Origin of the sequence: Amycolatopsis sp. WAC 04169 (genome assembly GCF_003947535.1) — a bacterium.
GTDB classification, from domain to species: domain Bacteria; phylum Actinomycetota; class Actinomycetes; order Mycobacteriales; family Pseudonocardiaceae; genus Amycolatopsis; species Amycolatopsis keratiniphila.
This window is the reverse complement of record NZ_QHJI01000005.1, coordinates 657,272-675,149: the sequence shown is the minus strand read 5'-3', so window position 1 is coordinate 675,149 and position 17,878 is coordinate 657,272. Positions and strand designations below refer to the sequence as shown.

At 69.3% G+C, this 17,878-nt stretch carries 15 protein-coding genes; 9 read left to right on the top strand and 6 right to left on the bottom strand.

The features are described 5' to 3' along the window. The first annotated feature begins 74 nt into the window (after positions 1-74). Positions 75-1,595 carry an amino acid permease gene (locus tag DMC61_RS15895; RefSeq protein WP_125689901.1) on the top strand — a complete coding sequence of 507 codons (1,521 nt, stop codon included), beginning with the start codon at positions 75-77 and terminating at the stop codon, positions 1,593-1,595. 257 nt (positions 1,596-1,852) lie between these two features. Next, positions 1,853-2,554 carry an LPXTG cell wall anchor domain-containing protein gene (locus tag DMC61_RS15890; RefSeq protein WP_125689900.1) on the top strand — a complete coding sequence of 234 codons (702 nt, stop codon included), beginning with the start codon at positions 1,853-1,855 and terminating at the stop codon, positions 2,552-2,554. Positions 2,555-2,598: 44 nt separating this feature from the next. On the opposite strand, the gene DMC61_RS15885 is transcribed toward DMC61_RS15890, so the two are convergent. After that, positions 2,599-4,893: a hypothetical protein gene (locus tag DMC61_RS15885; RefSeq protein WP_233594817.1), complete on the bottom strand. Its 2,295-nt coding sequence runs from the start codon at positions 4,891-4,893 to the stop codon at positions 2,599-2,601. Between the two features lie 91 nt (positions 4,894-4,984). Here DMC61_RS15885 and ahcY point away from each other — a divergent pair, with 91 nt between their 5' ends. Continuing rightward, positions 4,985-6,457, top strand: coding sequence for an adenosylhomocysteinase (gene ahcY, locus DMC61_RS15880; protein WP_063277754.1), 1,473 nt, complete (start codon positions 4,985-4,987; stop codon positions 6,455-6,457). A gap of 67 nt (positions 6,458-6,524) precedes the next feature. Here ahcY and DMC61_RS15875 read toward each other — a convergent pair whose 3' ends face one another. After that, complete coding sequence (locus DMC61_RS15875; RefSeq protein ID WP_038508582.1) at positions 6,525-7,520, bottom strand: hypothetical protein; 996 nt, start codon at positions 7,518-7,520, stop codon at positions 6,525-6,527. A 250-nt stretch (positions 7,521-7,770) separates the two neighbouring features. On the opposite strand from DMC61_RS15875, the gene DMC61_RS15870 reads away from it, so the two are divergent. The 3 genes from DMC61_RS15870 (at position 7,771) to DMC61_RS15860 (ending at position 9,821) form a co-directional block, all read left to right on the top strand. Further along, entirely contained in the window at positions 7,771-8,340 is a 570-nt protein-coding gene (locus tag DMC61_RS15870) for a papain-like cysteine protease family protein (protein ID WP_125689969.1), read from the top strand. Continuing rightward, positions 8,337-9,104, top strand: coding sequence for a hypothetical protein (locus DMC61_RS15865; RefSeq protein WP_125689899.1), 768 nt, complete (start codon positions 8,337-8,339; stop codon positions 9,102-9,104). The genes DMC61_RS15870 and DMC61_RS15865 overlap by 4 nt, the downstream gene beginning before the upstream one ends. An 84-nt stretch (positions 9,105-9,188) precedes the next feature. Beyond that, on the top strand, positions 9,189-9,821 hold the full coding sequence (locus DMC61_RS15860) for a dTMP kinase (protein ID WP_199750007.1): 633 nt from the start codon (positions 9,189-9,191) through the stop codon (positions 9,819-9,821). A 29-nt stretch (positions 9,822-9,850) separates the two neighbouring features. On the opposite strand, the gene DMC61_RS15855 is transcribed toward DMC61_RS15860, so the two are convergent. The 4 genes from DMC61_RS15855 to DMC61_RS15840 form a co-directional block, all read right to left on the bottom strand. Further along, a complete protein-coding gene (locus DMC61_RS15855; protein ID WP_125689897.1) occupies positions 9,851-10,963 on the bottom strand; it encodes an aromatic ring-hydroxylating dioxygenase subunit alpha in 1,113 nt (370 codons plus the stop codon). Further along, positions 10,960-12,105 carry an N-methyl-L-tryptophan oxidase gene (gene solA / locus DMC61_RS15850; protein WP_125689896.1) on the bottom strand — a complete coding sequence of 382 codons (1,146 nt, stop codon included), beginning with the start codon at positions 12,103-12,105 and terminating at the stop codon, positions 10,960-10,962. Before solA ends, DMC61_RS15855 begins: the two co-directional genes overlap by 4 nt. After that, positions 12,102-14,540, bottom strand: coding sequence for an FAD-dependent oxidoreductase (locus DMC61_RS15845; protein WP_125689895.1), 2,439 nt, complete (start codon positions 14,538-14,540; stop codon positions 12,102-12,104). Before DMC61_RS15845 ends, solA begins: the two co-directional genes overlap by 4 nt. 156 nt (positions 14,541-14,696) lie before the next feature. After that, positions 14,697-15,482 (bottom strand): IclR family transcriptional regulator, encoded by a 786-nt coding sequence (locus DMC61_RS15840; RefSeq protein WP_125689894.1) that lies wholly within the window; start codon positions 15,480-15,482, stop codon positions 14,697-14,699. A 153-nt stretch (positions 15,483-15,635) separates the two neighbouring features. Here DMC61_RS15840 and DMC61_RS15835 point away from each other — a divergent pair, with 153 nt between their 5' ends. From DMC61_RS15835 to mtrA, 3 genes are all read left to right on the top strand, one after another. Beyond that, a complete protein-coding gene (locus DMC61_RS15835; protein ID WP_037341010.1) occupies positions 15,636-15,953 on the top strand; it encodes a bifunctional 3-phenylpropionate/cinnamic acid dioxygenase ferredoxin subunit in 318 nt (105 codons plus the stop codon). Next, positions 15,950-17,086, top strand: a complete 1,137-nt coding sequence (locus tag DMC61_RS15830) for an NAD(P)/FAD-dependent oxidoreductase (protein WP_125689893.1) — start codon at positions 15,950-15,952, stop codon at positions 17,084-17,086. Before DMC61_RS15835 ends, DMC61_RS15830 begins: the two co-directional genes overlap by 4 nt. Positions 17,087-17,197: 111 nt before the next feature. After that, positions 17,198-17,875, top strand: coding sequence for an MtrAB system response regulator MtrA (mtrA, locus tag DMC61_RS15825; protein ID WP_005150760.1), 678 nt, complete (start codon positions 17,198-17,200; stop codon positions 17,873-17,875). Positions 17,876-17,878 lie beyond the last annotated feature (3 nt).

The window sequence follows — 17,878 nt, the reverse complement described above, 5'->3', positions numbered from 1 at the left end:
GCTCTCCCACCGCGCTGCCGTCACGACCGGGCGATAGGGTCCCTTGAACCGCAGTCAGGTGTAGGAGGTCAAGGGTGCCCGGAAACGGTCTGTGGCGTACGAAATCCATCGAGCAGTCCATCGCGGACACCGACGAACCGGGGACCAAGCTCAGGCGGAACCTGAGCGCGTGGGACCTGACCGTCTTCGGCGTCGCCGTCGTCATCGGTGCCGGTATCTTCACCCTCACCGCGCGCACGGCCGGCGACTACGCCGGTCCGTCGGTGTCGCTCTCGTTCGTCTTCGCCGCCATCGCCTGCGCGCTGGCGGCTCTCTGTTACGCGGAATTCGCGTCGACCGTCCCGGTGGCGGGGAGCGCGTACACGTTCTCCTACGCCACGTTCGGCGAGTTCATGGCGTGGATCATCGGCTGGGACCTCATCCTGGAACTCGCGGTCGGCGCGGCCGCGGTGTCGAAGGGCTGGTCCGCCTATCTCGAAACCGTGCTCTCCTACATCTTCGGCAAGGGCACGAAGACGACGTTCGAGATCGGCGGTGTCCCCGTCGACTGGGGTGCCCTGATCGTGGTGCTGGTGCTGGCGACCCTGCTCGCCCTCGGCACGAAGCTGTCTTCGCGGTTCTCGATGGTGATCACCGGGATCAAGGTCGCGGTGGTGCTGTTCGTGATCGTGCTCGGCATCTTCTACATCAAGGGCTCCAACTACAGCCCGTTCATCCCGGAGGCCCAGAGCGGCGCCGAGACGGGCGCCACGGGGGTCGACCAGTCGCTGTTCTCGGTGTTCGCGGGCAGCAGCAGTAGCTCGTTCGGTGTCTTCGGCCTGCTGGCCGCGGCGTCGCTGGTGTTCTTCGCGTTCATCGGTTTCGACATCGTCGCGACCACCGCGGAGGAGACCCGCAACCCGCAGAAGGCCGTGCCCCGCGGCATCTTCGGCTCGCTCGCCATCGTCACGGTGCTCTACGTCGCCGTGTCGCTCGTGGTCGTCGGCATGGTGAACTACAAGGAGCTCGCCACCTCGGCGGGTGACGGCGGCAAGAAGACGCTCGCGTCCGCGTTCGCGGCCAACGGCGTCGACTGGGCGGCCAACATCATCTCCGTCGGTGCGCTCGCCGGTCTGACGACCGTCGTCATGGTCCTGATGCTGGGCCAGATCCGGATCATCTTCGCGATGTCGCGTGACGGCCTCATGCCGCGTTCGCTGGCGAAGACGGGTGCGAACGGCACGCCGAAGCGGGCGACCATCGTCGTCGGCGGACTGGTCGCCGTCGCCGCGACCTTCTTCCCGGCCGACAAGCTGGAAGAGATGGTCAACGTCGGCACGCTGTTCGCCTTCATCCTGGTGTCCGCGGGCGTGATGGTGCTGCGCAAGACGCGGCCGGAGCTGCCCCGCGCCTTCCGGGTGCCGTGGGTGCCGGTGGTCCCGATCCTGGCGATCCTCGCCTGCCTGTGGCTGATGCTGAACCTGACCGTTTTGACCTGGTTGCGGTTCATCGCGTGGATGGTGCTGGGTGTCCTCATCTACTTCGTCTACAGCCGTCGCCATTCGCTGCTCGGCAAGGAGAAGAAGGACGAGGCGCCGACGTCCGTTTCGGACTGATCATTCTCGTTTCGGCGGCCCACCATTCCTTTGTGGATGGTGGGCCGTTTCCGTGTCCGGTCCGTCCGGTCTCGAGGAGATAACACCTGGGGGTCCAGCTACCGCCGTAAAATCCGTGTGCGATACCGTCCGGGGCCTCGCCTCCCCCTGATGGGTTAACGCGACTCCTGCGGATGTACCGCGAGTTGACCGCGTTCCCTCGGAGGTGGCATCACGCTTTGCTCGTTTGTCCCCCGATCGGTACAGGAGAGCTCCGAATGCAGATCAAGCCCAGACGGCGTGTCCGTTCCGCCGTCACCGTCGTCGCCCTCGCCGCCGTGGCCCTCGTCGGGACCGCCGGCACCGCCCTCGCGACCCGCAGCGACGACCGCGCGACCCAGGTCGTGGGCAGCAACGCCACCACCTGCGAGGGTGCGAAGGTCCCGGGCAAGCTGATTCCCACCTCGGAGCTGACCTTCACCGGTGGCGACAACGAGCTGTCCCTCGACATCACCGCGGTCGCCAAGGGCGTCACCGTCACGGCGATCGTGGTCAAGGGCGGCCACGGCTACAACGTCTACGTGCCCGGTGAGAAGGGGCTGCCCGAGAACCCGCCGTGGACGAAGCTGCGTTCGCCGCTGAACAAGGGGGACCAGCAGGCGGCCATCAGCCACTGGTTCGTCTGCGGTGAGAAGAAGACGCCGACGTCCGAGCCGACGAAGCCGAGCGAGCCGACGAAGACCACGACGGCCAAGCCGCCGACGACGGCTCCGACCTCCCCGGACAAGCCGTCCCAGACGTCCGAAGCCCCGAGCACCACCGCCCCGGCCCCCGTGGTCGACGGCAACGGCGGCAACGGTGGCGGCCTCGCGGACACCGGTTTCGACAACGCCTGGCTGCTGTGGGCCGGTGGCCTGCTGGTCCTGGCCGGTGCCGGCGTCCTGGTCCTGCTGCGCGTGCGCCGCGGCAAGACCGACTGAAACTAGCTGACGCCTGAAGGCCCTCTTCCTCGCGAAGGGGGCCTTCAGCGCATCTGCGGGAAGTCCCCGAACAGCGAACCCTGCTCGCCCCAAGGGTTCTTCGGGCGGGGACGGCCGAGGCCGGCGGCCATCGCGACGGCGTTGTCCCATTCGGCGTCGACGACGTAGTCCGTGTGCTTGAGGACGCCGGGTGCCCAGCGGTGCCGTCCGGTCGGGCCGCGCATCGGGTCGGGCAGCCAGTGATCGCCGCCGAGCACCAGGACACCCTGCTCGTCGGGTTCGGCGGCCAGCGGTCCGGTCCCGCCGCCGGGCAGGTAGCCGTCGCCCAGCAGTTTCCCGCCCACCACGCGATGCCGCCACGTCGTGACGCCGCCGCCGAAGATGTCCGTGCCGCGGCACAACGCGCGCCAGCGACCGTCGAGACCTTCGTACAGCCCGGCAAGCTGGTTCTGCGGCAGCATCGCGGGGAAGGCGCGCTGATAACCCCATTGCAGTGGTGAGCCCGCGGTCAGCAACCCGACGCGGTCACGGTCCTCCGGCGGGAGGTCGGCGATCACGCGCGCGGCCGCGAGCACGGTCAGCAGGCTGCCGAGGTTGTAGCCGGACAGCACGACCCGCGTGCCGGGGTCGGCCAGGTGTTCCTTGACGCGGTCCGCCAGTTCCGGGACCACCCGGAGCGCGTAACTCGGCGGCACGGTCGGATGGGCGGCCCGCGGCCAGAAGCACACGAGATCGGCCAGCGCGCCGAGGTGACGGCTGCGTTTGGGGGTCGTCGCGGCGGCGAACACGACCCGCAGCAGCCCCGCCGCCATCGCGCCGAGCGCGAACACGCCGATCGCGGAGATCGGCTTGGACCAGGCGCCCAGCGGGCCGAAACCGAAGCGCAGCACCAAGAGCACGCCGCCACCCGCCGCCATCGCGAGCGCCACGGTGAGCGCGAGATGGTGCAGATGCTTGCGTTCCCACGAGGCACGGGCCCATACCCGGGCGGCCTCCTCTTCCTGCGCCTTGCCGATCTCCATCAGTGCGACGATCTTCGGGATACCGCGGCGCAGCCGTCGCAACGGGACGGCGACCGCGAAGCCCAGCACCCCGAGCACGAGGGCGAGCGCGAGACCGGCGCCCCACAGCACGGTCACCAGGGAGTAGGTGTCGGGCAGCCGGAGATCGGTCGCGCCGACCAGCTGCCGCAGCACGGCCGCGAGCCCCGCGCCGAACCCGCCGCCGAGCAGCCCGGCCAGCGCGACGACCGGCGCCGCGGCCCAGCCGCCGAGCCAGGGCCGCAGCCGGTGCGGCAGGTGCTTCCACGTCGATCGGCCGAGCAGGGCCGCCGGGACGAGCATCAGTGCGAAGAGCACGGTCACCGTGACCATCGCCGCGCCCAGCGCTTCGACCGTCCCGTCGGCGCCGCCGAGCCCGCCGCCCGGCAGGCCCGCGGGCAGCGGTGTCCGGCGCACGACGGCGATCCCGACCAGCACGACGGCGAACGCGATCAGCCCGCCCCGGATCACCGGCCCGGCCGAGAAGCCGACCGTCGAGGCCACCAGCGCGGCGAAGACGAGCGCCAGCGCGCAGATCCAGACGATCAGGTCGAAGGTCGTGGACGGCAGCCGGAACGGCCCGCCGAGCAACGGAAGCGCGACACAGGTCAAGGCGGCGACGGTGTGCAGCGTGCGCAATCCCGGCGTCCGCGGCAGGTCCTGCGGTTGCAGGGGGCTCGAACTGTGCTCGCGGTGCACCCTGTTCCGCGAACGCCAGTCCGACGAAGGGATCCGGTCGAGCACGAAGATCAGCACCAGCAACGGCAGCACGCCGATCGCCGTCCGCAGCGGCGCGAAATCGCGCAGGAACGACGGCGCTCCTTCGAGACAGGTCGAGCCCGGCGCGAGACACTGCGCGGCGAAAAGGTCGAGCGAGACCACCGCGAGCTGGCTGATCAGCAACATCGTCAGCAGCAGCGAGGCCACTCGAAGCAGCCCGCGGCAGGCGCCGCCGAGCAGCGCCGCGGAACGCCTGCCCTCCGGGACCGGCGGAAGCATCCAGTGCGCGACGTTCGCCAGCGAGAACGGGAACAGCAACGCCCACGTCGCCTTCGCCGCGCCCCCCGAGGTCATGCCGCTCCACAGGTAGCCTTCGAGGATGCGCGGGATCGAACGGCCGAGCGCGGGCAGCACCGGACCGGGAGCGGGACGGCGCAGCCGGTCCGACGGCCGGATCAGCCTGCCGACGCCGTCGCCCGCGACGTCGACCACCGACGTCGAATCCAGCAGGCTTTCACCGCTCGTGCCCACTAGCCCGGGTACGCGTATTTCGACGACGCGGGTATCGGGACCCGGCATGACCACGGTGAAGCCTCCAAACCGTTCCAGTGGGGACTGAACCGACAACGGTACTGTTCAGGTGTCATCCAACCTTGGAGGAAGCGCGCATATGACCCCCGAAAGCGTTGCCAAGCGGCACGACACCCGCAACGGCATCGAGTTCGCCGTCGCCGATCTCGAGGCCGCCGAGTTCGGCCGCAAGGAGATCCGCCTCGCCGAGCACGAGATGCCGGGCCTGATGGCGCTGCGCCGCGAATACGCCGAGGTGTATCCCCTGCGGGGAGCCCGCGTTTCGGGCTCGCTGCACATGACCGTACAGACCGCGGTGCTGATCGAAACCCTCGTCGCGCTGGGTGCCGAGGTGCGCTGGGCCTCCTGCAACATCTTCTCCACCCAGGACCACGCCGCCGCGGCGATCGTCGTCGGCCCGCACGGCACTCCCGAGGAACCCAAGGGTGTCCCCGTGTTCGCCTGGAAGGGCGAGTCGCTGGAGGAGTACTGGTGGTGCACCGAGCGGATGCTGACCTGGGACGGTGAAGGTCCCAACATGATCCTCGACGACGGCGGCGACGCCACCATGCTGGTGCACAAGGGAACCGAGTACGAGAAGGCCGGTGTGGTGCCCACGCCGGACGAGAACACCTCCGACGAGTTCCGCGTGTTCCTCGAACTGCTGCGGGCCTCGGTCGCGGCGGACACCGGCAAATGGACCAAGATCGGCGAAGGTGTCCGCGGGGTCACCGAGGAGACCACCACCGGCGTGTTGCGGCTCTACCAGCTCGCCGCGGCCGGTGAACTGCTGTTCCCGGCGATCAACGTGAACGACGCGGTGACCAAGTCGAAGTTCGACAACCGCTACGGCATCCGGCATTCGCTGATCGACGGCATCAACCGCGGCACCGACGTCCTCATCGGCGGCAAGGTCGCGGTCGTCTGCGGTTACGGCGACGTCGGCAAGGGCGCCGCGGAATCGCTGCGCGGCCAGGGCGCGCGGGTGATCGTCACCGAGATCGACCCGATCTGCGCGCTGCAGGCGGCGATGGACGGCTACCAGGTCAAGAAGCTGGAGAACGTCCTCGGCGAGGCCGACATCATCATCACGACCACCGGGAACAAGGACGTCGTGCTCGTCGAGCACATGGCGCGCATGAAGCACCAGGCGATCCTCGGCAACATCGGCCACTTCGACAACGAGCTCGACATGGCAGGCCTCCAGCGCTACCCGGGTATCCGGCGCGTCAACATCAAGCCGCAGGTCGACGAGTGGGTGTTCCCGGACGGCAAGAGCATCATCGTGCTGTCGGAGGGCCGCCTGCTGAACCTGGGCAACGCGACCGGGCACCCGTCGTTCGTGATGTCGAACAGCTTCTCCAACCAGGTGATCGCGCAGATCGAGCTGTTCACCAAGCACGAGGAGTACGACAAGGAGGTCTTCCGCCTCCCGAAGAAGCTCGACGAAAAGGTCGCGAAGATCCACCTCGACGCGCTCGGCGGTGAGCTCACGAAGCTGACCAAGGAGCAGGCGGAGTACATCGACGTGGACGTCGAAGGTCCGTTCAAGACCGACCACTACCGGTACTGACCGCTGCAATGAAGGACTCCTTCATCGCAAAATTTGCGATGAAGGAGTCCTTCATTGCACGGGGACGCTACTGCCACTCCACTTCGATGCCGGCCAGCCCCGGCCCGGCGTCGCTGAAGAAACCGCTGGTCACCCCGCCCATGTCGAGCGGCAGCTCCTCGGACTCGACGGGAACGGCGTCGTCACGCGTCCGGAACTGCCGGGTGCACCGGGCGGGCAGCGCGCCGAGCGCGAACTTCAGCTGCACCAGGTAGCTGGCGCACTGGTCCCGCAGCATCCGGAAGTAGCCGGGCGAAGCGGTGCCCGAGTCGTCGCGGACCTCGAAGCAGAACACGTGGATCTCGCCCTCGGCGAGCTTCCGGTCGAAGAGCAGCTCGGTGGCCATGGTCTCGGCTTCGGCGTTGCGCCGGATCCGGCCGACGCGGCAGCCCTCGGCGGTGATCAGCTCGACGTCGCCGATGTTGCAACCGGGGTCGCCGTTGTAGACGGTGACGTACCGGTCCGGGCCGTGCCGCCGGGCCCGGCACACCAGCCGGGTCTGGAGGCCGACCTGCCGGTGCGCGGCGTCGAAGGTGATCGTGTCGTGCACCGCGAGCATCTCGAGATCGGCGTTGTACCGGTTGGAAGACGGGTACGCGCCGAGCTCGGCCAGCAGCTGGTCGACGATCGAGCCCATGTCGCCGGACCGGATGTCGTGGAACGACGCGGCCATCTGGTGCCCGCGCGCCCGCGCCGTCCGTGGCCCGATCAGCACGACCAGCGCGTCCGCGGGCAGCTGCAGCACCGATTCCAGCGCGCGTACCGCCGGGAGCGCCTTGGGTACCTCCGGCTGGCGCAATCCGCGCTGCCAGTAGCTCAACGTCGACTGTCCGATTTGGACACCGCGGAGCCCGAGGTGGGCGCGGAGCCGGGCCAGCGACAGGCCGCGATAGGCGATCGCCTGGCGGAGCGCGTGGTGGAACTCGCCGCTGCGGAGGGCCTCGACGAGTTCCTTGGGCAAGGCTTCGAGCGGTTGACGGCGTGTGCCGTCGATGATCGTCGGGGTATCCCCGTCTCGTGTCACCGCTCGTCCCTTCACCAGACCAGTGTGTGCGCTGAGCGTGAACACCGCGGAACGTTCACGTTAGCAGCGCACTGTGAACACTACGTCCCCCGTTCGGGGTTGTTGACCCCGGAAGAGTGACCGTTCCGGGGTGTGGAAACGCCCCGGAACGGTCCGTTCCGCCGAGTGCCCATCTTGCTCTCTGTGAGCCTGCTGTTCACCGTTGTGACCACATTGGTTCGCCATGGTGACCAGGAGGCCCGTCGTGCCTGTGTTCTCGAGGAGGGTTTGCGCCGCGGGCGCCGCGAGTCTCGTGGCGTGGCTGGCGATCCAGACCCCGGCGAGCGCGCTGCCCTCGGCGCCCGCCGGCCGGCACCCCATCGCCATGCAGGCGCAGCAGAAGTCCCAGTGGTGCTGGGTGGCTTCCGGCAACACCATCGCGGCACACCACGGCGTGACCGTCACCCAGAACGAATTCTGCCGGATCGCCCACGCCGAGCGCCGCCCGGAGTGCGCCGACAAGCCGGGAACACTGGGCGACGTCCGGCGCGCCTTCGGCAAGCTCGGCTTCTCGGCCCCGGGGAACTACCTCAAGGGCCGCATCCCCTTCGCCGCCGTCCAGGCCCAGACCGGCGACGGCAAGCCCGTCCAGACGCGGGTCGGCTGGGCCTCGGGCGGCGGCCACATGCACGTCCTCTACGGCGCCGAAGCCGGCCGGAAGTGGGTCGCGTGGGGGGATCCACTGCCCACCGGCAACCGCTACAACTGGTCGACCTACGACTTCTACTCGGCCAACAAGTCCTTCACCTGGACCCACACGCTCACCGGGATCCGGCGATGAGCGCGCGGCGGTTCCTCGGGCTCGCCGGGCTGGTCGCGGCCGCGCTGCTGATTTCGGCGCCAGGAGCGCGCGCGGACCATCTGTCGGGTGAAGATCTCGCGGCCGCGAAGGCGGCTGCCGACGACCCCACGCTCCGTGCTGAGCTCGGCCGCTTCTTCACGCAGATGGGTGGTTCGAGCCACACGCCGTCGGTCAGCGTCGTCGACGAATCCTTCCCGGTTTACGAGCTTTCGAGGGATTTCGTCGCCGGTGACGGTGCGATCGCCGGACGGCTCGCCTACGTCGCGGTGCCGGTGAAGGCCTCCGACGGGCAGACCGCGACCGTGTGGTCGGTGCGCGGCGACGACGGCGCCTGGCGCGTCGGCAACATCGCGTCGGGCGACCGGGAAAGCGCACTGGCGCGGCGGCTGCCCGCCGGAGCGACGCTGCTCCACGAACCCCAGGTCGACGCCTGGTACGCGCTGCGCGACGGCCACGTGACGCTGCTCGACTCGGGTGCCAGCGGCTCCGCGGCCGGTGCTTCGGCCACCCTCGCGGAGTATCAGAAGACCGTCTCCAGCCGGTACGGCGACATGCTCGCGAGTTCGCCGTACGCCCAGGAGGGCAAGGCCGGCGGCTACAACGCCCAAGTGATGCCCCGCGGCGACGGCGGCCCCGCGCCCGACGCGCAGGACACCGGCTTCGTCCCGCTGCTGATCTTCGGCGGCTTGCTCCTCATCGGTGTCGCCGGCTTCTTCCTGCACTCGAAGAGGCGCGTCCCCTAGCGGACCGGTGGGCCGGACGTGAGCTGACCCCGTCTGGCCCGCCGGTCGACCATCGCCCCGTAATCTGGGCGGGTGGGACGACTCGTGGTGATCGAAGGTCTGGACGGCGCGGGCAAGCGCACGCTCGCCGGCGCGCTGACCGGCGCGCTGGTCGCGGCCGGGGCGAGCGTCACGTCCATCGCGTTCCCGCGCTACGGCGAAAGCGTGCACGCCGACCTCGTGAAGGAAGCGCTGCACCGCGGGCACGGCGACCTCGCCGACTCCGTCTACGGCATGGCGATGCTCTACGCGCTCGACCGTCGCGGCGCGGCCGACGAGATCCGCGCGCGGCTCGGCGATCACGACGTCGTGCTGCTCGACCGGTACGTCGCGTCGAACGCCGCGTACGGCGCCGCCCGTCTCCACCAGGGCGCGGACGGCGAGTTCGTGCGCTGGCTCAAGGAACTGGAGATCGACCGGTTCGGCCTGCCGGTGCCCGTCGCGCATCTGCTGCTCCGGGTCACCGCCGACGTCGCCGCCGACCGCGCGCAGCGCCGCGCGGAGACCGACGCCGACCGCGCGCGGGATTCCTTCGAGACCGACGACGCGCTCCAGAAGCGCTGCTCGGTGGTCTACGACGAACTCGCCGCGACGGGCTGGCTCGCGCCCTGGCACGTTCTCGACGGCGTCGCCGGTGTCGACACCCCGGCCCTCGCGACCTCCCTCCTCCGCACTTAGTCCTCTGAATGCGGTCCTTGCGCGTGCAACTACCGCATTTCGTCCTCTAAATGCGTGAGCAGCCAGGTGTGGAACTCGCCGATGTGGTGTTCCGAGGGCATCAGCACGCCGCCGCCGCGGTAGGCGCGGGACGCCATCGCGGGCTGGCAGCGTTCGCAGGCGTCGAAGTCCTGCTCGTTGACGCGGTGGAACAGCTCCACCGACCGTGACACGTCCCGCCCCGACGCCACGACCTCCTCCGAATAGAGCCAGTCGCATTCGACGATCGTCCGGTCCGGCGCGAGCGGGTACATCCGGTGGAAGATCACGTGGTCGGGCACCAGGTTCACGAACACCTGCGGCCGGATGGTGATCGCGTAGTACCGCCGGTCCTGGTCGTTCGCGACGCCGTCGAGCCGGTCGAACCCCGTGCCGCCGTCGATGGTGAACCCCTCCACGTCCTCGCCGAATTCGGCGCCGTGCCCGACGTAGTACTGCGCCGCGTACCCGTCGGCGAACTCCGGCAGCACCTCGGTCAGCTCGGGATGGATGGTCGCGCAGTGGTAGCACTCCATGAAGTTCTCGACGATCAGTTTCCAGTTCGCCTTGACGTCGTAGGTGATCCGGCGCCCGACCGACAGCTTGTCGAGGCGGTACCGCTCGATCGACTCCAGATCGCCCAGCCGTTCGCGCACCGCGCCTTCGACGTCGGCTTCGAACGACGGCGGGTCCGCGGCGAGGCAGACCCACGCGTATCCCAGCCACTCCCGCAGGTGCACGGTGTGCAGCCCGTACTCGGTCCGGTCGATGTCGGGCAGGTTCGCCAGGTTCGGCGCCGCGATCAGCTTGCCGTCGAGCCCGTACGTCCACGCGTGGTACGGACATTGGAACGCGCGTTTCACCGTGCCGGCTTCCTCCGTGCACAGCCGGGCGCCGCGATGGCGGCAGACGTTGAGGAACGCCCGCAGACCGCCGTCCCGGCCCCGGCTGACGAGCACGCTCTCCCGTCCTACCTGGACGGTCCGGAAGTCGCCTGCCGACGGCAGATCCGCCGACCGGACCGCGCAGAACCACCGGCGCTCGAAGATCTTTTCCTGCTCGGCCGCGAAGATCGTGGCGTCGGTGTAGTAGCCGCCACCCAAAGTGGGGATGAGACTCGTCATCTCGCGACCCCGGCGAACCTGGCGGGATCGAACAGGCCGATCGGCTGCGCGGTGGTGCCGTCCACGACCAGGTCGGCGAGAATTTCGCCGACCACCGGGACGAATTTGAAGCCGTGCCCGGAGAAGCCGCAGGCGACCACCACCCGCTCGTGCGCCGGATGGCGGGCGATGACGAAATGCTCGTCGGGGGTGTTCGTGTACATGCAGGTCGCCCCGCGCAGGAACGCGCCGGGCAGCGCCGGCATCTTCCGCCCGACGAACTCCGAGATCTCGCCGACCTCTTCGGCGTGCACCGTCCGGTCGATCGTCTCGGGCGTGCAGGGCTCACCGCCGCGGAAGAACGCGACCTTCACGCTTCCGGCGTCGTCGTGGGAGGGGAAACCGTAGAACTGGCGGCCGCCCTCGCCTTCCCAGACATAGATCGGGTGCCGTTCGGCGCGGAACGGCGCCGCCCCGCCCGACGGCGCGAACCAGTACTGGACCTGGCGTTCGATGGTGAACTCGATCCCGAGTTCGGCGAGCAGGCCCGGTGCCCAGGCACCGGGGCAGATCACCAGTTGCCTGGCGGTGTAGAAGTTCTGCGACGTGCCCACCCGGACGCCGGTGGACGTCTCCCGCCACGAAAGGACCTCCTCCTCGTGGTGCAGGTCCGCCCCGGCCCGCGCGGCGAGCTGGAGATGCGCCGCCACACTGCCTTCCGGCACCACGAAGCCGGCGTTCTCCTCGTACAGCGCGATTTCGTGGTCCGCAGGATTCATCGTCGGGAACCGGCGCCGGATCTCGGCCGCGTCCAGCAGTTCGTGCGGCAGATCCCAGGCCCGCGCGCTGGCCAGGCTGCCCGACACCGTCCGCGAATCGGGACCGCCGAGCATGATCCCGCCGCAGCGGGTGAAGATCTTCCGGCCGGAAGCGCGTTCCACGCCCGCCCACAGTTCGTGCGCCCGCAGCAGGAGCGGGACATACGCGGGATCCTCGAAGTACGCCTGCCGGGTGATCCGCGAGCCGCCGTGGCTGGACCCGAGGTTGTGCACGGGCGCGAACCGGTCGATGCCGAGGACGCGCTGTCCTCTCCGGGCGAGCCGATACGCCGCGGCACTGCCCATTCCGCCGAGGCCGATGACGATGACGTCGTAATGACTCATGCGGCGCTCCTGATCCGGGCCATGGCGGGGTCGAACAGCGGCTCGCTCGCGACGACGGCGGGGATCCGCTCGCCGAAGTACTCGATCTCCAGCGGCCTTCCCGGTTTGGTGAACTCGACCGGGAGCCAGGCGTAGGCGATGTTCTTGCCGACGGTGTAGCCGTACGCGGCACTCGTGACGTAGCCGGCGGGACGGCCGTCGGCGAACACCGGTTCCTTGCCGAGCACGACGGAATACGGATCGTCGACGGTGAGACAGGTCAGCTTCCTGGTCACCGTCTCCTCCGAACGGCCGGCCAGCGCGTCACGGCCGATGAAGTAGCCCTTGTCCATCCGCACGGCGAAACCGAGACCGGCCTCGTACGGATCGTGCTCGGTGGTGACGTCGGTGCCCCACAGCCGGTAGCCCTTTTCCAGCCGCATGCTGGAGAAGGCGTCCCGTCCGGCGGCGATGATCCCGTGCGCCTGCCCGGCATCCCAGATCGTGTCCCACAGTTCGCGGCCGAGGTCGGCGCTCGTGTACAGCTCCCAGCCGAGTTCGCCCACATAGGACAGTCGCATCGCGGTCACCGGCACATGGCCGATGTACGCCTGTTTCGTCTTGAAGTAACCCATCGCCTGATGTGAGAAGTCCGTTGTGGACAGTGGTTGCAGCACGGCTCTCGCGAGCGGGCCCCAGAGCCCGATGCAGCAGGTGCCCGGGGTGGTCTCGTGGATCTGCGCGGCGCCGTCGCCGGGGAGATGCCGCCGGAGCCAGTCGAGGTCGATGGCGCTGTTGACGCCGACCTGGAACCGTTCGGTGCCGAGCCGGGCGACGGTCAGGTCGCTGCGCACGCCGCCGTCCTCGTCGAGCAACAGGGTGTACGTGACCGAGCCGGGTTTCTTGCCGAGCTGGTTCGTGGTCATCGTCTGCAGGAACGGCAACGCGCCGGGACCGGTCACCTCCACCCGTTTCAGCGACGTCATGTCGAACATCGCGACCCGCTGCCGCGCGACCATGGCCTCGGCGCCGCCGATCGGCGACCAGTACCGCGCGGCCCAGTCGTTGCGCGCGGGCACGCGGTCGACCTCGGGAAGGTTCGCGTTCGCCTCGTACCAGTGCGGACGTTCCCAGCCGCTCGCTTCGAGGAAGAACGCCCCGAGTCCGGTTTGCCTTTCGTAGAAGGGACTCGTCCGCAGCGGCCGTGGTTCTTCCATGGGCTGCAAGGGATGGACGATGTCGTAGACCTCGATGAAGCTTTGGCAGCTGCGCGCCATGACATGGTCCGGGGCGAGTTGCACCCGCTCGAACCGGGCGAGGTCGCAGCCGTGCAGATCCGCGTCGGGCCTGCCGTCGACCAGCCACTGCGCCATGGCGCGCGCGACCCCGGCCGAATGCGTGATCCAGACGGCTTCGGCGATCCAGAACCCGTCGAGGTCGGGGTGTTCGCCCAAGAGCGGCATACCGTCCGGGGTGAAGGAGAACAGGCCGTTGATGCCCTCCTCGACCTTGGTCTCGCCCAGCGAGGGCAGGAGATCGACGGCCGCGGTCCACGACGCTTCGAAGTCCGCGGGGGTGAACGTGAGCTCCGAGGGCATACCGTCGCCGGTACCGATCTCCTTGGCGGGCAACGGCATCGGCCGGTGACCGTACGCGCCGATGCCGATCCGGTCGACGTGTTCGCGGAAGTAGAGGTCGGCGTCCTGATGCCGCAGGATCGGCCTCGTGGCCTCCTCGGTCACGCCGGCGAGTGACGGCAGGGGACTGGTGCGCGCGTACTGATGCGCCATCGGGACCAGCGGGATCGTGAGGTCCACCAGTTCACCGAGCACCGGCCCCCACATCCCGGCGCACGAGACCACGATGTCCGCGCGGAAGCTCCCGGTCCCGGTGGTGACGCCGGTGACCCGGCCACCCGACCGTTCGACGCCGACGACCTTCTGCCGCGCGAGGAATTTCGCGCCGCGCCCGATCGCGCGGCGGGCCTGCGCCTCGGCCGCGCGGAGCGGATGGGCCAAGCCGTCGGAGGGGATGTGGAATCCGCCGAGCACCTTGGCCGGATCGAGCAACGGATGCAGCGCGGCGCATTCGCCGGGGTCGATCAGCCTGCTTTCGACGCCCGACGCGGTGGCCCAGCCGTGCCGTCGCCGGAGGTCGGCGAGCCGTTCCGGCGTCGTGGCCACCTCCAGCCCGCCGACCGGGCGGAAACAAGGGTTCCCGTCGAGGTCGAGCGTGCCGTATTTGGCGACGGTGTAGCGGGCGAACGCGGTCATCGTGCGGCAGGTGTTGGTCTGGAAGACCAGGCCGGGGGCGTGCGAGGTCGACCCGCCGGTGGCGAACAGGTCGCCCTGCTCCAGCACGGTGACGTCGGTCCAGCCGCGTTCGGTGAGTTCGTCGGCGAGCGCGCAGCCGACGATGCCGGCGCCGATCACGACGACGCGGGGAACTGGGGGCATGGTGAGGGGTACCTCCTGCCTGCCCTGGCGGTCCACAAAGGACCGAGGGCATCGGGGTGACAGGCGCTGTTGCGAATGAGGCACGTTGTTCCGTCTTAAGCAACAAAGTGCGGCACGGGTGGACGCGCTGTCAAGAGCCCGAAGAGGTCGGCCTCTTCACTCCGCGAAGTACCCCAGCTGCGCCGAAAGATCCGCCGACGCCTCGGTCAGCGGCCGCACGATCTGCCGCACCCGCTGCTTCGAAAGCCGGTACGAAGGACCCGAAGCGCTCATCGCCGCGACGACGTCGCCGCCGGGACCGTGCACCGGCACCGCGACCGCGTGCATCCCCAGCTCCAGCTCCTCGAAACAGGCCGCGTAGCCGTCCTCGGCGACGCGCTCCAGCTCGGCGGCCAGCTCGTCCGGATCGACCGTGGTCCGCGGCGTGAACTGTTCGAGCTTCCGCCGGAGCAAGCGTTTGCGCTCGACGTCACCCATGTACGCGAGCAGCACCTTCCCGCTGGACGTCGCGTGCAGCGGGGTGCGCTGCCCGGTCCAGTTCTGCGTGGTGATCGCGGCCGAGCCGCGGGCCTGGCTGACGTTGATCGCGACGCCGTCGTCGGCGATCGCGATGTTGACCGTCTCGCCGAGCGTCTCCGCCAGGCCCTGGCAGGTCTGCCTGCCCAGTTTCGCCAGGTCCATCCGGCCGGTGGCGGCGCCGGCGAGCCGGACGACGCCGAAGCCGATCGCGTATTTGCCGCGTTCGCCGAGCTGCTCGACGAGGCCGCGGTTCTCCAGGACGCTCAGCAGGCGCGAGGCCGTCGACTTGTGCACGCCGAGCTCGCCCGCGATCTCGGTGATCCCCGTTTCCCCGTTGCGCGCCAGCAGTTCCAGCACGCTGATCGCGCGGTCGACGGACTGCACCTGGCTGGATGTTGCGTTCCCCGCGTCCTGGTTCCGCATGACGCAACAGTAGCCGTTTCGCCCGGATCCGCTCGGCTGAGTGGGCGAATCCCTTGACGCATCGACCCCTCGGGGGTGATTGTTGCGCAGAGCACGTCCCGTCTCGTAATACGCAACATCAACAAACCGTCGGTCCTTTCCCCGGAGGCCCCGATGATCCGTGCCTGCTCCGTCTCCGAACTGCCAGAAGGCGAAGCCGTCCGCCTGGCGGGCCCCGTGCCCGTCTCCGTCTTCCATTCCGAGGGCGCGTACTACGCGCTCGACGACACCTGCAGCCATCAGGACGCGTCGCTCGCCGACGGCTGGATCGAAGGCTGTTACGTCGAATGCCCGCTGCACGCCGCGCGGTTCGATCTGCGCACCGGCGCGCCGGACTGCCTGCCCGCCAAGAACGCCGTGCGCACGTACCCGGTCGTGGTCGCCGACGGGGTGATCTACGTGGACACCGAGGTGCGGCAGGACGTCGCTTGAGAACCGTCGCCGTCGTCGGCACGTCCTTGGCGGGGCTCCGCGCGGCACAGGAATTGCGCGCTCAGGGCTTCGACGGGCGGCTGGTGATGATCGGCGCCGAGCCGCCGTACGACCGGCCGCCGTTGTCGAAGGATTTCTTGCTGGGCAAGGTTTCCGCCGCCGACATCGCGCTCGCCGGACAGGACGACCTCGACGCGCTGGCCGCCGAATGGCACCTCGGCGTCCGGGCCGAAAAGCTCGGCCATGAAGGCGTGACGCTCGCCGACGGCACCACGATCGCCGCCGACGGCTACGTCATCGCGACCGGAGCGGTGGCCAGAACCCTTGACGCGGCAAGGAATCTGGCCGGTGTGCACACCCTGCGGACGCTCGAAGACGCGGTCGCACTGAAGCGTGCTCTCGCGGCGGGACCTTCGTCGGTCGTCGTCATCGGCGCGGGATTCATCGGCGCGGAGGTCGCGTCCGCGTGCCGTCTGCTCGGCCACGAAGTGAGCGTGGTCGAGGCGATGCCCGTGCCGCTCGCCCCCGTCCTCGGCGCGCGAATGGGTGCGGTGTGCGGGGAACTGCACGCGGAGAACGACGTCCGGCTGATCACGGGCGTCCCCGTCGCCGGGTTCTCCGGGGCCGGCCGCGTCACCGGTGTACGGCTCGCCGACGGCCGCGAACTCCGCGCCGATCTCGTCGTCGCCGGAGTGGGCGCGCGGCCGGCCACCGAATGGTTGACCGGCTCCGGGCTCGCCGTCGACGACGGGGTGCTGGTCGATTCCGGCTGTGTCACAGCGAATCCCCGAGTGATCGCGGTGGGTGACGTCGCGCGGTACCGCTGCCCGTTGCGCGGCGTCCTGGTCCGCGCCGAGCATTGGACGGCGGCAGGGGAACAGCCGGGCGTCGCGGTCGCGAATCTGCTCGCCGGTTCGACCGTCACGCATTTCGCACGACACGGTTACTTTTGGTCCGATCAGTACGGACGGCGGCTCCAATTCGCCGGGGTGGCCACGGAAGACGTGCGGATCGTCGAAGGTGACGTGGCTTCGAAGCGCTTCGTCGCGACCTACCATCGCGGCGATGTGCTGACCGGTGTCTTCGCGATCGACTCCCCGCGGCCGTTCACCAGGCTCCGACGTGCTCTCTAGGGCCCGAAGACCCTACTCGGATGGAGCAATTTGCCCGATTCGATGATCTTTCTGGTGGTCACATCGCCGGGTCGCGCGCCCGCGCGGGGAAACTAGTGCGAACATAGGTTTATGAAGGCACGTGTTCTGGTCGTCGACGACGACCCTGCTCTCGCGGAGATGCTCACCATCGTGCTGCGTGGGGAGGGGTTCGACACAGCCGTCGTGGCCGACGGCTCACGGGCGCTGCCCGCGCTTCGTGAGCTGAAACCGGACCTGGTCCTCCTCGACCTCATGCTGCCCGGCATGAACGGCATCGACGTCTGCAAGGCGATCCGGGCCGAATCCGGCGTGCCGATCGTGATGCTCACCGCCAAGAGCGACACCGTGGACATCGTCCTCGGGCTCGAGTCGGGGGCCGACGACTACGTGGTCAAGCCCTTCAAGCCGAAGGAGCTCGTGGCCCGCGTCCGCGCCAGGATGCGCCGCACCGAGGCCGAGCCCGCCGAGTCGCTGACGATCGGCGACCTCGCCATCGACGTCCCCGGCCACGAGGTGACGCGGGAGGGCAAGGCCATCCCGCTGACCCCGCTCGAGTTCGACCTCCTGGTCGCGCTCGCCCGCAAGCCGCGTCAGGTGTTCACCCGCGAGGTGCTCCTCGAGCAGGTGTGGGGCTACCGCCACGCCGCCGACACCCGGCTGGTGAACGTGCACGTCCAGCGGCTGCGGTCGAAGGTGGAGAAGGACCCGGAGCACCCCGAGGTGGTGTTGACCGTCCGCGGCGTCGGGTACAAGGCGGGCCCGCCGTGATCA

What these genes read in the sequence shown, in the direction of transcription:
- DMC61_RS15865 (WP_125689899.1), top strand. Translation starts at nt 8,337, where the DNA reads ATGAGCGCGCGGCGGTTCCTCGGGCTCGCCGGGCTGGTCGCGGCCGCG.
- DMC61_RS15840 (WP_125689894.1), bottom strand. Translation starts at nt 15,482, where the DNA reads ATGCGGAACCAGGACGCGGGGAACGCAACATCCAGCCAGGTGCAGTCC.
- mtrA (WP_005150760.1), top strand. Translation starts at nt 17,198, where the DNA reads ATGAAGGCACGTGTTCTGGTCGTCGACGACGACCCTGCTCTCGCGGAG.
- DMC61_RS15835 (WP_037341010.1), top strand. Translation starts at nt 15,636, where the DNA reads ATGATCCGTGCCTGCTCCGTCTCCGAACTGCCAGAAGGCGAAGCCGTC.
- ahcY (WP_063277754.1), top strand. Translation starts at nt 4,985, where the DNA reads ATGACCCCCGAAAGCGTTGCCAAGCGGCACGACACCCGCAACGGCATC.
- solA (WP_125689896.1), bottom strand. Translation starts at nt 12,105, where the DNA reads ATGAGTCATTACGACGTCATCGTCATCGGCCTCGGCGGAATGGGCAGT.
- DMC61_RS15855 (WP_125689897.1), bottom strand. Translation starts at nt 10,963, where the DNA reads ATGACGAGTCTCATCCCCACTTTGGGTGGCGGCTACTACACCGACGCC.
- DMC61_RS15885 (WP_233594817.1), bottom strand. Translation starts at nt 4,893, where the DNA reads ATGCCGGGTCCCGATACCCGCGTCGTCGAAATACGCGTACCCGGGCTA.
- DMC61_RS15845 (WP_125689895.1), bottom strand. Translation starts at nt 14,540, where the DNA reads ATGCCCCCAGTTCCCCGCGTCGTCGTGATCGGCGCCGGCATCGTCGGC.
- DMC61_RS15890 (WP_125689900.1), top strand. Translation starts at nt 1,853, where the DNA reads ATGCAGATCAAGCCCAGACGGCGTGTCCGTTCCGCCGTCACCGTCGTC.